25 protein-coding genes are annotated in these 14,565 nt (G+C 44.6%); 3 read left to right on the top strand and 22 right to left on the bottom strand.

The features are described from left to right. Positions 1-32 precede the first annotated feature (32 nt). From DVG79_RS16175 to DVG79_RS06660, 10 genes are all read right to left on the bottom strand, one after another. Entirely contained in the window at positions 33-203 is a 171-nt protein-coding gene (locus tag DVG79_RS16175) for a hypothetical protein (protein WP_199505846.1), read from the bottom strand. Continuing rightward, a complete protein-coding gene (locus DVG79_RS06620; RefSeq protein WP_114596017.1) occupies positions 200-886 on the bottom strand; it encodes a hypothetical protein in 687 nt (228 codons plus the stop codon). Before DVG79_RS06620 ends, DVG79_RS16175 begins: the two co-directional genes overlap by 4 nt. A 26-nt stretch (positions 887-912) precedes the next feature. Then, entirely contained in the window at positions 913-1,479 is a 567-nt protein-coding gene (locus DVG79_RS06625) for a hypothetical protein (RefSeq protein ID WP_114596018.1), read from the bottom strand. 29 nt (positions 1,480-1,508) lie between these two features. Continuing rightward, positions 1,509-1,901, bottom strand: a complete 393-nt coding sequence (locus DVG79_RS06630; RefSeq protein ID WP_114596019.1) for a DUF5412 family protein — start codon at positions 1,899-1,901, stop codon at positions 1,509-1,511. Positions 1,902-1,919: 18 nt separating this feature from the next. Then, positions 1,920-2,156, bottom strand: a complete 237-nt coding sequence (locus DVG79_RS06635) for a hypothetical protein (RefSeq protein ID WP_114596020.1) — start codon at positions 2,154-2,156, stop codon at positions 1,920-1,922. Between the two features lie 116 nt (positions 2,157-2,272). Next, positions 2,273-2,995 carry a DUF2750 domain-containing protein gene (locus DVG79_RS06640; protein ID WP_114596021.1) on the bottom strand — a complete coding sequence of 241 codons (723 nt, stop codon included), beginning with the start codon at positions 2,993-2,995 and terminating at the stop codon, positions 2,273-2,275. 38 nt (positions 2,996-3,033) lie between these two features. Further along, entirely contained in the window at positions 3,034-3,690 is a 657-nt protein-coding gene (locus DVG79_RS06645; protein ID WP_114596022.1) for a hypothetical protein, read from the bottom strand. 30 nt (positions 3,691-3,720) lie between these two features. Next, positions 3,721-4,260, bottom strand: a complete 540-nt coding sequence (locus DVG79_RS06650) for a hypothetical protein (RefSeq protein WP_114596023.1) — start codon at positions 4,258-4,260, stop codon at positions 3,721-3,723. A gap of 145 nt (positions 4,261-4,405) precedes the next feature. Then, entirely contained in the window at positions 4,406-4,987 is a 582-nt protein-coding gene (locus DVG79_RS06655; RefSeq protein ID WP_114596024.1) for a hypothetical protein, read from the bottom strand. 59 nt (positions 4,988-5,046) lie between these two features. Next, positions 5,047-5,361, bottom strand: a complete 315-nt coding sequence (locus tag DVG79_RS06660) for a suppressor of fused domain protein (RefSeq protein WP_114596025.1) — start codon at positions 5,359-5,361, stop codon at positions 5,047-5,049. A gap of 330 nt (positions 5,362-5,691) precedes the next feature. Here DVG79_RS06660 and DVG79_RS06665 point away from each other — a divergent pair, with 330 nt between their 5' ends. After that, the gene (locus tag DVG79_RS06665; protein ID WP_233494544.1) at positions 5,692-6,225 is read left to right on the top strand and encodes a hypothetical protein; all 534 of its coding nucleotides are present in this window, start codon (positions 5,692-5,694) and stop codon (positions 6,223-6,225) included. Between the two features lie 61 nt (positions 6,226-6,286). Here DVG79_RS06665 and DVG79_RS06670 read toward each other — a convergent pair whose 3' ends face one another. The 6 genes from DVG79_RS06670 to DVG79_RS06695 form a co-directional block, all read right to left on the bottom strand. Then, on the bottom strand, positions 6,287-6,874 hold the full coding sequence (locus tag DVG79_RS06670; RefSeq protein WP_114596027.1) for a hypothetical protein: 588 nt from the start codon (positions 6,872-6,874) through the stop codon (positions 6,287-6,289). Between the two features lie 33 nt (positions 6,875-6,907). Beyond that, complete coding sequence (locus tag DVG79_RS06675) at positions 6,908-7,756, bottom strand: SMI1/KNR4 family protein (protein ID WP_233494545.1); 849 nt, start codon at positions 7,754-7,756, stop codon at positions 6,908-6,910. A gap of 26 nt (positions 7,757-7,782) precedes the next feature. Further along, positions 7,783-8,058, bottom strand: coding sequence for a hypothetical protein (locus DVG79_RS06680; protein WP_114596028.1), 276 nt, complete (start codon positions 8,056-8,058; stop codon positions 7,783-7,785). Positions 8,059-8,104: 46 nt separating this feature from the next. After that, the gene (locus tag DVG79_RS06685) at positions 8,105-8,425 is read right to left on the bottom strand and encodes a hypothetical protein (RefSeq protein ID WP_114596029.1); all 321 of its coding nucleotides are present in this window, start codon (positions 8,423-8,425) and stop codon (positions 8,105-8,107) included. A 48-nt stretch (positions 8,426-8,473) separates the two neighbouring features. Then, positions 8,474-9,157 carry a hypothetical protein gene (locus DVG79_RS06690; RefSeq protein ID WP_114596030.1) on the bottom strand — a complete coding sequence of 228 codons (684 nt, stop codon included), beginning with the start codon at positions 9,155-9,157 and terminating at the stop codon, positions 8,474-8,476. Positions 9,158-9,223: 66 nt separating this feature from the next. Continuing rightward, positions 9,224-9,820 (bottom strand): hypothetical protein, encoded by a 597-nt coding sequence (locus DVG79_RS06695; protein WP_026828569.1) that lies wholly within the window; start codon positions 9,818-9,820, stop codon positions 9,224-9,226. Between the two features lie 231 nt (positions 9,821-10,051). Here DVG79_RS06695 and DVG79_RS06700 point away from each other — a divergent pair, with 231 nt between their 5' ends. Next, positions 10,052-10,273 carry a hypothetical protein gene (locus tag DVG79_RS06700; RefSeq protein ID WP_114596031.1) on the top strand — a complete coding sequence of 74 codons (222 nt, stop codon included), beginning with the start codon at positions 10,052-10,054 and terminating at the stop codon, positions 10,271-10,273. Between the two features lie 188 nt (positions 10,274-10,461). Here the strand turns inward: DVG79_RS06700 and DVG79_RS06705 are convergent, their stop codons facing one another. The 5 genes from DVG79_RS06705 to DVG79_RS06725 all read right to left on the bottom strand — a co-directional run bounded on the left by DVG79_RS06705 (position 10,462) and on the right by DVG79_RS06725 (position 13,658). Next, positions 10,462-10,821, bottom strand: a complete 360-nt coding sequence (locus DVG79_RS06705) for a cupin domain-containing protein (protein WP_071500292.1) — start codon at positions 10,819-10,821, stop codon at positions 10,462-10,464. Positions 10,822-10,892: 71 nt separating this feature from the next. After that, positions 10,893-11,864, bottom strand: coding sequence for a LacI family DNA-binding transcriptional regulator (locus DVG79_RS06710; RefSeq protein ID WP_114596032.1), 972 nt, complete (start codon positions 11,862-11,864; stop codon positions 10,893-10,895). Further along, positions 11,848-12,741 (bottom strand): HAD family hydrolase, encoded by an 894-nt coding sequence (locus DVG79_RS06715; protein WP_114596033.1) that lies wholly within the window; start codon positions 12,739-12,741, stop codon positions 11,848-11,850. Before DVG79_RS06715 ends, DVG79_RS06710 begins: the two co-directional genes overlap by 17 nt. Before the next feature lie 92 nt (positions 12,742-12,833). Beyond that, entirely contained in the window at positions 12,834-13,130 is a 297-nt protein-coding gene (locus tag DVG79_RS06720) for a barstar family protein (RefSeq protein WP_114596034.1), read from the bottom strand. A 72-nt stretch (positions 13,131-13,202) separates the two neighbouring features. Then, on the bottom strand, positions 13,203-13,658 hold the full coding sequence (locus DVG79_RS06725) for an NUDIX hydrolase (RefSeq protein WP_114596035.1): 456 nt from the start codon (positions 13,656-13,658) through the stop codon (positions 13,203-13,205). Positions 13,659-13,861: 203 nt separating this feature from the next. On the opposite strand from DVG79_RS06725, the gene DVG79_RS06730 reads away from it, so the two are divergent. Continuing rightward, positions 13,862-14,209 (top strand): hypothetical protein, encoded by a 348-nt coding sequence (locus DVG79_RS06730; protein ID WP_114596036.1) that lies wholly within the window; start codon positions 13,862-13,864, stop codon positions 14,207-14,209. Between the two features lie 46 nt (positions 14,210-14,255). On the opposite strand, the gene DVG79_RS06735 is transcribed toward DVG79_RS06730, so the two are convergent. Further along, positions 14,256-14,477, bottom strand: a complete 222-nt coding sequence (locus DVG79_RS06735) for a DUF2188 domain-containing protein (protein WP_114596037.1) — start codon at positions 14,475-14,477, stop codon at positions 14,256-14,258. Positions 14,478-14,565 lie beyond the last annotated feature (88 nt).

Below are 14,565 nucleotides of genomic sequence, written 5' to 3' on the forward strand. Positions count from 1 at the left end.
TTCGATTTCCTACCGGCACAATTCCCATTTCCTCATTTTCCCTTCTCCGTTAAATTAGACGATACTTTTTGACAGAGGTATCCGACGATATGATCATGAGTCGTTCTTTCCTCCAAGTCATCGTTTTCAACCAATTCGTCAATCGCTTCCGAAATGACGTTCCACAGTTCTGTTTTTTTGTATCGATCGTATGGGGTTTTCATTGTTTATTCTCTCCCTGCTTTTCTTGTCGTTCCCGCCACTCTATGAACCCTTCCGTCTCTTCTTTTAAAAAGCGCAACCAAAGTTCATACGTCCGGGCGTGTTCCTGCCATTCCTCCATAAACTCGGTCTTTTGAACCGAATCATCGAGTTGATTAATCAACAAACGGGTTTCCTGCAGCGTCTCTGCATCGTCCTCCGTCTCACTTAAATACAAATCTTCATTGAGATGATGGAAGGCATACCATAGCCAATTCAACAGATGACGAATCATCGTCTCAATTGCCAATTGTTCCTGCCGACCGCCGCGGTCAATCGTCGTCTGCAGGTACTCAAGACGGTTGTCTTCTTCAAAAGAGAAGACGCCAAACCACCGATACGGTCGTACGTCTTCCGGCAGATCATTCATCCATTGTTTCAGGACAGGCTTCAATAACCTCTCCTTCAGCGGATGAATCAACAAGTCCTGTACTGTTTCCTCCCGTTCACATGCGGTCAGCAGACCGTCCGTAAACTGCCGTTGCCGCTTAACATCCCATGCAAGTGCTTCCGCTATAAAGGTGTTCATCTGCTGTAAAAACACGTTTCGCAATCCCTGTTGTTTCGCAAGATAAGCGGAACGTAATGATGCGAAGTCTGAACTCTCTTTTTCTTGCAGCAATTGCTTTAAAAACGTTGATGGCATGTCTAATCCTCCCGTTTCTCGTCAGATTACGCGTTAAAACGTTGTCTGCTTTTAGTCATGTAGCTCCACAGGAACACTCCCGTTACGAGTAACAGACCGGCGTCCAGATATTTTATGTCCGGTACATGTCTGTAACTGATGTTAATCAGGACATAACTGATAAAGCACATCGTTTTGACCCAAAACGGCAACATTTTTCCGCTCGTCGACATGATGAGGAAGGGAACTGCAAGGATGACCATTACGTACGGAGATAAAGTCCAGGGTGTTACGAGTGGAATCAATCCCACTCCGAAAAGTACATACGCAAACCATGTCGCCCTCTTGTGAAACGTCGACTGTTCTTCTTGACTTGGCACCGGATCCGGTGTGATTTCCTGTTGATACCCGTCTGCCTGCTTCTCGGCAATCAGTTCCTTCACGCGACGTCGGGCTTGAAAACGAAACGTAAACCGTTCTTCCGTTTTTTCATCGATATCTTCATCGAGCATCCATGGTTCATTGACTCCAAAAAATGCCTGAACCGTCCGGCCGTCGCGATAAATGGACCAGTAATACATCAAGCCGTCGATGTGTTTTCTAAGTATAATCATCAGGATGTTCCACCTTCCCTTCATGAACTCTATTTTGCTGAATAAATCGATTGATCCAATCTGAAGTCATACACCTCAGTCCAGATGTTTAAGCGGGTGTCATTAATAATGACAACGTCCCGTCGCCATTTCACACTTACCTCTCTACACGGATATTCCCAGTAGACACGCCGCTGTTCTTTTGTTTTTTGATCTTCCATGATGCCGAGCATCGCAAATCCCGTCGTCGCCCCGCCGCTCGAACGGTAAAACCGTAACGTATACCGCTCGTCCGGAGAAGTGACCGTCTTGTATAGATCGCCTCGCGGTACGTATTTGATATCTACGGCGAAGAGCGAGATGTAGATTTGCCAGGCCAAATATCCCGCCAGCAGTATGCCAAGTAGACTCGCGATGATTCTAATTTTTTTCCACACGTTCATTTCCTCTTCTCTTGCTTTTTACCATGACGCACTGATCCCGTACAGCAGAAGAAAGCCGCCGGCAAAGCACAGGTAGCCGTACTGTTTGACGGATAAGGAACAAAGGAGAAACATCACGACCGATCCAATGACTGAATCGGTTCCGTTAGCCGCGTCCAAAAAAGGTGTCTCATCCGGGTGTTTGGATCGGACGCATTTCAGACCCAGTGCAAATAAAGCAAGGACGACTCCGAGTCCAATCAATGATAGGATCATTTTTTCCCTCGATTCGTGAACTAATAGTTTCAAATACGTCTCGTTCCAAAAGTCGGTTTCATTAAAAAAACCACTTTTCCGCTCGTCCGGCCGGAAAAGTGGTGCTTACTCTGTCGTCAGCCTTCGAGTTCCTCGAGAACGTTCTCCGGATCTAGCTCGAGCCCCTGTAAACCGGCATCCCAGTTCAGTCCGCAATACAAACCGTCCTGAATCATGTTCGGCAACCAGCCGTCTGTAAAGACATCGAGATCGAGGCGAATCAGATGATACTTCTCCCATCCGTTTGTCTGGCAGGCACGTGCGCCTTCTTCCGTCGAGAAAAACAGCAACACATCCGTTTCCCCTTGATTTGACGGGCAATAAGCCCAGCCCGACTGCTTCAATTTCGATAACCCGTAGACAGCTTCTGTCTCGAGCACGGTTTCAAAAAAATCATCCGCTTGCATGGCACTGTCTAATAGCTGTTGTTCTTGTTCCATGAAGGCTGCAAGCGTCGAAGCGACCGGGAACAACTCCTGTTCTTCGTGATCCCACAGGACGATGGTTTCTGCGTCCGGCAAGAGATAGCCGAGTTCATCCCCGGAACCGTCCGCAGCAATCCGGAAAAACCCGTCCGGATAGTCTTCTGCATCCGTCGAGTTGACATGGACGACGTCTTCCCACGTCCGCTTGATGTACTGTGCGTCCTTGATCGGATGAAATTGCCACTCACCGGCTTCGAACTTGTTTTCTTTTTTATAGTACGTCCGCAACTCGGACGGCAGCGAAAATCCGAGTTCTGCCTCGACTTCCTGCAACCGTTCTTCTGTAATGCCTGGTAAACCGATCTGATGTTCCATTTTCACTACTCCTTTATGTATAATTTCGTTTCTTGCATTTACGTTTCTGTATCAATGATGTGGTCCATCTGATAATTATCCGGTAATATCGTTTTTAGCTGATCTACCGTCTTGAAGGCATCTCCATTTGCGAACCACATGAAACCGAGCGCGTCATGAGAAGAAAGAATGAACGGCAACCCATCACGTGCATCGAGTACATGCGTATATTTCGCTTCTTTGAATATCCATTTTCCTGAGGTTTTTAATTGATACGCGGGTCGTGTGAACGTGATGATGAACGTTTCACTCCAAGCGGCTCGAAAAAATGTCTCGCTTAACACGAAATGTAGATCATTCGCATTCAACACTTCGATACAACAATAAAAACCCGTGCGACGCTGATCGCCTTCATATCTTGGATGTTCGTGACAATTTAGTGGTCGTAGCTTTAAACGATCCAGAATATGCAACTCATCCTCTCGAATCTCATCAAAATTCGTCGTGATGTATAAGGGAAAACGATCATAGCGCACTAGGGCGTCATATAACACTTCTTCTGTCAGTTCACTCATGTAGCCGCCTACTGCATGGTCATAACACATGACTTCATAGACGGTTTGCATTTGACCAAGCACGTTGATCTCATACACCTGAAGTTTCCGCTGGATACTCTTTGTCTGAAAAGGGATTTCGAAGATTGTCAGCTCGTTCACGCCTTTTACTCCCTTGAAATTCGTCATTGTTCAATTTTTTCGATTAAAGTTCTTCCCTGCAGGATAGAGCCCGGTCAAACGTCTGCCATAATGAACTTTTGCCTGACCTATTCGGATTCGAGTCACACCATACTGTTCTTCGAAATATTCAACGACTGGTTCGACGATATAAGACGGGTCGAGGACATGGAGGACGAATTCGATTGCTTCCGGTCCATAGTCATCCTCTAAGAAATAGCCGTTTCCGGTCACCCCAAGAAATTCGTCGAGATCTTCCTCGATTTTCGTACGACTCTTCCAAACGGCATCATACTGTTCCTCGTTGCAGGTCAGCTCAACGACGACTTCCTTAAAGTCCTGTTCGTGGATCAGCCGGTAGCCGTCTGCAATCTTTGCCTCCACCAGCTCCCGGATATAGCCATCCATGTTGAAAAAACGGGAGAATTTCTGTTCACTTTCCGGTTCTTCCGCTATCTCTCCGACGATGCCTTGCAACGTGTACAACGTTCGGCCGTCCTTGACATACATCCAGTAATGATCACGACCATCTTTCGTTCGAATGACTTGCATCCTGTCGCCCTCTCCTTCACGTTCGCTTTATTTCTTAGAAGTGAGATTTTTCTGTTTTGAATCCTGTATTCCCGCAATCAATCTTCTTGACCTGACCTCTCGTCAATCATAATAAAATTAGTAAGGATCATGATCCGTCCTGCATCTACCTGTTTCGGACTTGCCGATACAGCGGAATGATCCGTTCCCTCGGTCCGATGACATCTACACCTTCTCCATCCGGTCCGACCGAGACGACGGCGTATGAGACATCGATTCCCGTAAAGTCTTCTGTGGTTGATAATACATCTGTTCCGTCCGTGATCACGGAATAAAGATAATTTTTATGACCGTGACATCCGCATGCGTGCAGGAATGGAATCATTTCCCGCAACGTTTTTTCCTGATTAACGATGAGCCGTATGCTGATGTCACGCGAAGCTTCTTCTCCATCAATAAGCTCTGTTCCGTTATTGCTTGACGTCTGATACGGTATGTCGAAGGATGTCAGAACCGCAATCGTTTCCTCCATCGAAAAATCAAACACATCAAAGACCATGCAGATTGGGAATGCATTCGTTTGTCCAAGTAACCACATCGCATCCTCGCTGGCAACTTCTTCGGTTGATTGGTTGATCGCGAATCCCCACTCAAAATAAATATTGAGATGTTCATACTTTTGAAAACGCTCATCTTTCGGTAGGTCAATTGATTGATAATCAATCTGTTTGTAATGATCGACTAGCATGTTGCTTTCTCCCTCTCTTCAGCAACGTATGATTGCTTTTCGTTCTATGAATATGATCCTCAAATCAATGGCTGACGTGTTAAGTCAAGCAGTTCATCCTCTGTTGCATCAATAATTTCGTCGAAATCTTCCGCACCGTGTTGCTCAAGATAATCCGCCTCCGATTCAAAAATCGGAACAAACCAAACCGGCAAAACGTGTTCCGGCTCATCAAAACTGGCATCCCCATGATGGATGAAAAAACTCTCGTCAAAATAAAATGGTGCAGTCACGTATACCCCTGCAAAGCCGTATTGTCCGAACACCGTCTCAGGCATACTGTAAAATTCACCCAATTCAAATGCCTGTCCGGTTTCCAGCGCAACCCGAGCGATGTCGCCGTATAGGTAGCATTAATTGGTGCGTTCTCGAACTTCAGGAATTGAATATTTTCTTCCATCATATTTTCTAGTTCTAAACTTCCTTTAATCTCACCACAGTGTTTTTCCAAATGCTCAATGTAATTCATATGTCCTCCCGTTTTCTTTCTTCGCCGACCAAACAAGGCCTAAAAGAAATTCCATTTATACTTCATATTATATAATCAGATAACATTATTGGGAATTTTTATTTTAATTGTTAACTCTCGTTTTTCATTTCGATTTAGGTGCAACTTCCAAATAATTGGTATAATTACAGTGATATTAAACGAACGTGAAAGGAACGTGTCCACGAAAACAATATTAATGGGTTCACTGATTGCTGCGAGTGCACTTGCAGGCTGTGATTCAGGTGAATCTACGGAAGTAAAAGCTTCTTCCTATGATGGAACATACTTAAAAATCGGTGTAATTGGAGAACAGCCTGATCTGAAAGAGAAAAATGTAAAGTTCATGACACTCTCGTTTGAAGAACTAGAGGACACAAACCGGATTTCCTCAAAGTTTGATGCGGTGTTCATCACAAAAGATAACCTAAAACAGGCAGATGAAGAGAAGTACGTGAAGGTGTACCGGAAACTTGATGTTCCGATCTTCTTCTTAGAGACAACAAAGGGGTTTCTCCCCTTCGTGTTTGAAGATTTAACGTATGCCAAGGCGAGCGAAGTGAATGATGCCTATGTATCCGGTTATCTGCAAGAGAAAAAAGATAGCTATCGCTTCTGGGAATATGGATTAAACAACAGTCAAAAGAACGATAAAAATGTCAAAGATGTCTATTCACGGATTTTCAAGACGATTGCAGAAGTGAAAGAATAACAAAAGGAGTGCTAACCGGGTCTTTTCCATCGCCCGTTTGCACTCCTTTTACCATATCCGCTCATTCAACGTCCTCGATTTCAATCGTCTCGTGTTGATACGGATGATCTGAAAAATTCGCAACAAAGTCAAATCCATTGCCATCATGATTCACCCATAGGAAGAAACAATTCCGCTCGTCATCCGAAAAGTTCAACCTGAACTTTTTAAAATAAAAGTCATTTTTTGTCTCATCGATTTCAATCGTCTTCTCGCTTGAAAACAATACACTCTCGTTATTGTATGCATCTTGATAAGCTTTAGGGAAGTAATGAAGAAATGCTTCTTCTGAAGTGATGGTCAATCGATGATAAATATTCTCCCGGTCAAATCTTGTGCTGCTGTCAGCGTCGTGCGCAATGTTGATCTTGCCCGAACCACTCATACTATGGACGTACAAAGGATAGTGGTCCAATTCCAGGAAAAATTCTCGAATTTTCTTACTGTAAAGAGCCATTCCGTCCTGCCATGAATCTTGCAACAGCTGATCCATATCGACATCTGCGTATTCTTCATCATCCGTATAACAATGAAAACGTACTTTTCCTTTGTCCTCGGATATAAAGATAAAAGCAGTTCCTTCACCGACCAACATACTATCCAATTCCATTATCCCAACTCCTTCATTCGTCCTCTGCGAAGTTCACCCGTACACCGACGATTTGCCTCGAGACATCATACTGTATGTCCACCTCGTACAGTCCGTCTCCGAAACCCGACGTTGAGACGGCACCGAATGAGACGATACCGGCCTGGTCGTCGACAGAAACAACTGTCTCGAACTCCATTGCTTGATGCTGACGATAAGCTGTCCCATCAAAAATACCGACAAGTGCCGAGTCCACGCCGATTGGTTGTTCTGCCGGTGCCATTTGCCGCTCCGCTTTTTGTTCCCTTCAAAAACAAGCAATTGCTTAACCCATTCATCTTCCGTGTAAATGATAGCTGCCGTCCAACTTCCTGATTTCACATTCGGCAAAATCAGCTGTAGATCGGTACCTTCCTCTAGTCCGTAATAAGGATCCGTCACGATCAGCTCGTCGCTCTCTACCGTGAAACGGCCAAGTCGGTGTACCTGATTCGTTTTTCGTTTTGGGACATGCCAATCGACGAACTGTTCCAAAGAAGACGACGGATATTTTGCAATTCCCGTTTTTTCGTTCCATCTAAAGACGAGTTCCTGCAGGAAACGTTTTCGAATCAGGTAACACAGCTTGTCACCCGTTAGATTTTCACCGATACAAATCAAGTCACCGGGCAAGCCAGCCGGACGCTTCTCATTTTGACGAACGATATCCTGTAAGACTGCTTGTCTGGTTGGTACAGGATAAAGGCTCCATTCACCAAACTGTGCACCGTTCGTCTGTAAGAAAAGGTCTTTGTATTCATCTGGAAACAAAACACCTAATGCTCGTTCCGCTTTTTTCAGGTCAACGGCTGATACCCCGGGCATCTTTGAATCGGGATGGAGGCGTTTAATGAGTTTGCTCACGATATCATCGCTCCTGCCCATGTTGTTTAGACGACTTCAGGCAACCAAATAATTAATACAAGTGACAGCACCGTTTTAGAAAATTGTTTTTTCTCCAGAAACCATGGCAGTAACACCAGCCCGACTAGCGTCATGGCAAGCAACACCAGTCCTAGATTAAAGTAATGCGCTCCCGCTGCTAACGGAATACTCATAATCCGAAAATCTGCATTCGGAAAATAACCGAGTCGGGTAAAAAGTATGTTTCCAAATACGCCGCCTACCATCAGCAGGATGGAGATGATCAACATTTTTTTCTTCAATATGAACAGCCCCTTTTTAACATCTATGTATGATTTCTATCATATGTCATCCTAAAACCGTTCCGAACATCACCACGACCAAGGCCAGCGTCAGCGACCAGACGATTGTTCTCCTATTGTTCCCTTCAATTCGTACATACCAGAGCGGAAAGATATTCATAACTAAAAAACCAAATGACCGATACAGCTTTTCCTCTGCAGCATCCCACCCAAGCAACGCGGTTACACTCACCAGGACCAACAACAAAACGGTCACGCTGATACTGATTGTCCGGACACGACTGCCCGGTTGCAACCGATTAAACAGAAAGGCCACGACCGTTCCGATACAGGTAGCTATACACAGATAATACAAAACGTGCTCCACTCTCATTCCTCCATATCTAATTTCAACCTTCTTTTACGTGTACCAGGATCAATCGGTTTCGTCATCCAGTAACCAGTCATCATTAATTTGCGAAATGACGGTCCCTTTCGGAAACCGGGTCATCAGGTGTTCGATTGGTATATAGCTTTCATCGTTTGACAGCAGGTAAAAACCGTTGCCATCGTGGGCAATCTTAAAACAGGTCATGTTTGGATGCATGGTCAGCACACCAATCGGGCGAATCAGTTTCAATCGCCACCATTTTGTCTCCCCCAACTTAAATGACAGGTTATCTGAGTACGAGACGGTATATAACAGATTTTCCGATGCCAGCCAGTAGGTTTTGTTCAGGACAAGACGCAGTTCTTCCGCATTTTGAACGGTAATCGTATAACACGGATGGTATTCCTTATAACGGACTTTCACCTCTCCGCTTCGAAACTGTGTATCTAAATCCAATACCACATATGAAAGCTTATTTTGCTTGAAAAACGCGTCATGTTCTTCATGTAATCCATACTCATCCACGAAACTGATATAGAGTGGAAACACCTGTTGATGGATTAAGAATTCGATTAAAAACTCTTTGTTTTCATCTGCCCCGTCTTTTTCAATTCGGCTTACATCAATGAAATAAGCTGTCGTCAACTCTCCACCCATTTCAAACGGGTATCCTAAGTTCATCGCATCCTTTTCGATAATCTTTTCTTCCATAATCATGATTTTTGCCATTTTGTTCTCCTTACTGAGACACAGCTTTTTTATTCTCTAAAGTGCAAATGATGCAGAAGACGAAATTTAAATGTCTTTTTCTTGATCCTCTGTATGTAATATCTCATCTTCTATTATTTCATCGTTGATTTGCGTAACGACCATCTGGTCCGGCAAACTGGCGATCATGCCAGCAAGAGAAGCATACTGCGTATCCCGGCTGAGGATACAAAATCCTAACCCGTCATAATCAGTGGTGATGTAGGTCTTTGAAGCATTAAAATCAAATACAGCGATGGATCGTCTTCTTTTGACTCCCCATTCTAAGAAATCTCCCCATTCAAACGTTAAAGAATCTGAATGACTGATGCAGTAGAATACATTTTCAGATGCGAGCCAGTACGTTTTGTTTAATACAAGCCGCAAGTCAGCAATATTTTGGATTTTTGCCGTAATACAAGAATAATAGTTGTACCGTTTATACCCGTAAGATTTCAAGTTGCCGCCACAGTCGTCAACCGTATAGTCAATCTGATGTTGTTGAAAAAAGGTCGTAAAGTCTTCAGACAGTTCATACTCGTCGACAAAATGCACATACAACGGGAAGACCGCTTGATGTGTTAAGAATGCCATTAAAAATTCTCGACCTTCTTCGACGTGTCCTTCTCCGCTTAAACGATGCACAACAGGTAAACCTCCATCAAACCGATGGGGATGCACTAAATCTTCTATGAACTTTGTGGTAACAGGTTCTTCTATAATCAGGACTTCTGTCATTTTATGCTCCTTACCGGAAAATAATGTTGTGCTACCTATAAAGAATAACGGAATATGTCTAAGGTTTCCATTTTTTCTAATATAAAGTCTATTGTTTGATATACTACATTATAGATTCACCTTGAAAGGATGAGCTTGATGTGGAAAGCACTATTATTCTTTTCTGTATGGATCGGCATTACCATTCCGATTCTTCTGTCTATCGTGTTCACGATCTTTAAACCGCTTGTTTTAGCAGATGATACCGGTATCAGTATGATTGTCATCGCAACTATCGTTTCAGTATGTAATATTTATATCGCAACACGTATTTGGAATCGAATCGAAGAGAAAATGTACAAACGAAAGACTTTCATGTGAAAAACGCAGATCCTCCTGTTCACGGAAGAACAGAGCATCTGCGTTTTTTCGTTCACACCTGAAAGCAGGCTATCTATATCAAATCTGGCAAGACAAAGAAATCCTCTTCACAATTATTGCACCGAATGAATAAGCTGTAACGGCAGCTTAATTAGGATATTTTTTTAGTTTCTCATATGTATTAACACTTAAACTTTTTCCAAAGATATTAATGATGAAGTGGTCAGCTCTTCGCTTTCTATAACGATTGCAGTCAATCCCGTATCTGTTTTGGTTTCATGCCATTCATCTTTATCCCAGAATACGGCTTCCCCACTATGAACTTTGATGTATTCATCCGTTTCACCTCTGACCCAGCCTTCTCCGCTTACAACTAAAAGAAGTTGAGGAACAACAGCTGGATGATAACCAATTAACCCATCCTCATCTAAATGCACACATCCTATATGTGCTACTTTGTCTGTCTGTGTAATACGTGACATCACAAAATCTGAGTCGAACTTTGTAATTTTCTTACCCACTTCTTTTTTAAATTGATAGATTTCCATATAATCCTCTCCTGACCAACCGCTTTGCGAAGATAAACCGCTACGTTTACAAGCTTTACAACTTTCAAGTATCATGTCGTTTCACGCACAATCAGCTCGAGTGGAATCGGCTGACAGATGGGAAGCTCTTTTCCCGCAGCCAATCGATCGAGCAGTTGGACTGCTTCTTTCCCGAGACGTTCAATCGGTTGAGCAACGGTCGTCATCCCCATCGCTTCAGCAATCGGATGATTGTCAAAACCGGTCACAGCAAGCATCTCCGGAATGTTAATCCCTCCTTGTTTCGCCTGATGAATGATGCCGGCAGCAACGTAATCATTCCCGACGATGATGGCAGTTGGTCTGTCCGTCAGTTTCAGCAAGCGTTTCATCACGTCCTGTCCATCCACAAAGGAATAGTTCTCCTCAAAATACCAGTCCGGCGAAACGGATATATCGTGTTCTTGAACGAACGCATCGAAGGTGTTGCGACGAATTAGTCCAACACCGCTCGCCGGATTTCCGAGACACAGTCCAAGAGAAGAATGTCCCCGTTCCACTAAATGAGATAACACTGCTAAGACTCCACTTTGATGATCAACAGCGACCTGCGCGAGACTTTCTTCCCGCTGTTCGCAGATTACGACCGGACCATCGCGTCGGACACGCTCGAGCACGTCAGGCGGACTGACCGACGAGCCGATGATCAGTCCGTCGATTTGTTTACGCCTCAGTTGTGTAAACGACAGCTGTTCCTGTTGCCTGTCATTAAACGTTTGATGGATCAGCATCGAAATGTTCTGTTCGGCACAGGCAATACCGATGCCCTCGATCAGTTGACTAAAAAACGGATGATTGATTTGCGGGACCATCACACCGATGACATTTGTTTTGCCACGCGATAAATGAACCGCGTTTTGGTTCGGCCGGTAATCCAGTTGCTCCATCGCCCGGAGAACCGCCGCACGCTTTTCCGCGACGACATACGGTTGATTGTTCAATACACGGGAAACCGTCGAGCGGGAAACGCCGGCGGTTTTTGCAATTTCAGTAATATTTGCCATCCTGTCCTCCTCCCAAATCGAACGGAATCGAACAAAACATTTCCAACGCCATGGCAACCCCGTCTTCATCATGATGTCCTGTCTTGTAAGTCGCCAGTCGTTTAACGATGTCTTCCGCATTCCCCATTGCAATACTTGTCCCGGCGACCCGAAACATCGGCAGGTCATTGTGATGATCGCCAATCGCTATCGTTGCTGTCAGTGAAATCCCCAACCGTTCAGTAAATTGTTGCAATGCCATGCCTTTATCTCTTCCGTTCGCCGTTACCTCGAGGTTAAATGGGCCGGAACTGGTAACGGTACAGTTTTGCGATGATAAGTCGTTTTGAATTTGTTTCAGTACGGTTGCGTTCGGACTGACGACCATATATTTCATGACTTTCGCGAAATCGACATTTAAGAAACCCGTTACTTCCCGGACACCGTATTGTTTCAATTGTGGTTGCACGGATTGAAGAAATTCGTCAGCTTGAAACGATGGATTAATCCTCTGTTCGTCATTGATTTGTTTCATCAGTCGATCCGTCGCATCAAACGTCAACAGAATTTCGTCTTCCAAGTAAATTTGAAGATAAACGTTCTTCTTCAGCAAGCAGTTCAAGATGGCTTCACTCTCATCAGAGGGGACATAAGTATTTTTCCGTATCGTTATCCCTTCGCATTCTGCCCGGATTTCTGCTCCGTTTGAACCGATAATTGGACAATCCAACCGGTGGAGCCGTAACAAATGCGCTGCATCAAACGCCGCTCGCCCTGTCGCGATCACGACGATATCTCCGTTCTCCTGACATCGCTTGACGGCTGTGACATTTCGTTCTGAAATCATATGAGTTGAGTGTAACAAGGTGCCGTCTAAATCAATGGCAAATAAGCGCATGGTGTTCCTCCTCACGGGATAATGTACTGTTCATCTTCAGTATAGATTCTGAAACGCATCCCAGAGCAACCCCCTATTACGGGTAATCGACCTCAATCCGTATTTTCCAAGAAAGTCGACATACATGGCTGAAGTTCCATTTCCTGATGATAATCATCCAGACACGCTAATAATTGCCCTGCTTCTTTCGGCAGCTTTCGTTGGAGTGCTGCAAAACCAATCCATATGATTTCGTCCGGTAAACCGTAATCCTCCGGATCGCTGATAAGATCCCAAAATGCATCCCAGTTCTCACCGTAATATGCCGGAAAGTCCAGTTTCTGTTTTAAGAGACGATGCAGTTCGCCTGCTGATTGAACCGTGGTGACGACCATTTCAATGCTCTTCATGAGCTCTCTCCTTCCGGCTACTTTCTTTACAGAGACAGAACTTGTGAACGTGTCTCGTGTCGCGTTGCCGCTTTATGATTGATACGTTGCAATGAACTCGAGCAAAATCGGATGTTCCGGCGGATTGATTTTGTCCGGTAAGTCGTCTAAACGAAAGAACCGTAAGTCCGCGACTTCTTTATCGTCCTGTACCAATGTCCCCTGATAGTCGCGGCAGATATAGGCCGAGATGACATTGTAGACTTCATCCCCGTGCGGATATTTATAGTAAAAGTCGTTGCCGGAGTAGACGTTGAATAACTCAAGCCGATTTGCCGTCAGTCCGGTTTCTTCAAACAGTTCACGGGCCGCTGCCTGCTCCAGCGTTTCACCCGGATCGAGTGCTCCGCCGGCAAGTCCCCAACAGTGATTATCGCGACGCAGTTGTAATAACACTTCCTTTTGTTCATTCAGGACGATGACACAAGCGCCGGGTACGACGAGCGGACGTGTACCGACAAATTTTCGGAGTTCCATGATATAGTTCATTATTTTGTTCCTGCTTTCCATTTTATATCGTACATAACCTATCCAGAGACGGCGCTATAACAACCTTGAAGCTTCTGAACGAATGCCAACTTTCTCCTTCTATTTTACCATCATCTGGTTTCACAATAATCCAAATGTTAAAATGATGGAAATACATTTCGAACGTCGATATCACCATTTTTTAAGGACAGGAGTCGAAGGATATGATTGACCACGATACACAAATCAGAGTTCTCCTGTACGGCAATCCGTATCAGTTTGCCTGCGACACACTGAATGTCTCTGACATGCGGAATCATTCCTACGCGGATGTGTTTACGGTCACGGAAGCCGACGTCCTCGCTTATACCAAAAAATACGGGTTGCCGGACTCACCAGACATCGACCGGCTGACGGACGGCTTCTTTTATTATGAGGACCGAGGGACCTGGTATACCTTTTTCCGGGAACGCGGGAACACGTTTGACTCACAACAGTTTTCGGATACCAAAACGGCAAAAACCTATATCGTCTCCACGTTGTTGAAACTGACGATGACAGGACTCTACTAGGCACAATAAAAACACGTCCATTTGATGCGACGTGTTTGATGCTTGCTTAACCTCTTGGAGGAAACGGATCGTGACCGTACGAATCCTTATCCCGGATCTGACCTTCCTTATTATGAATGATCAGCTCAACCTTTTGATCCTTCGCAATCTTCCGTCCTGCTGCGATGGCTTCTTTTTGTGTCGGAAACCGTTCCGTTGCTTTTGATGCCCCTTCCGCAATGACCTGATAGCCGCCATCCGGATGTGGTGTAACATGCTGATTTGCCATGAGTTCACTTCCTTTTGAGTGGATCGTTTTATTTTGCTCTTATCTTTCATACTTTCATACCCTTAACTGGAAATCTTCATTCATCCGG

Origin of the sequence: Exiguobacterium sp. RIT594, assembly GCF_003339585.1 — a bacterium.
GTDB lineage: Bacteria > Bacillota > Bacilli > Exiguobacteriales > Exiguobacteriaceae > Exiguobacterium_A.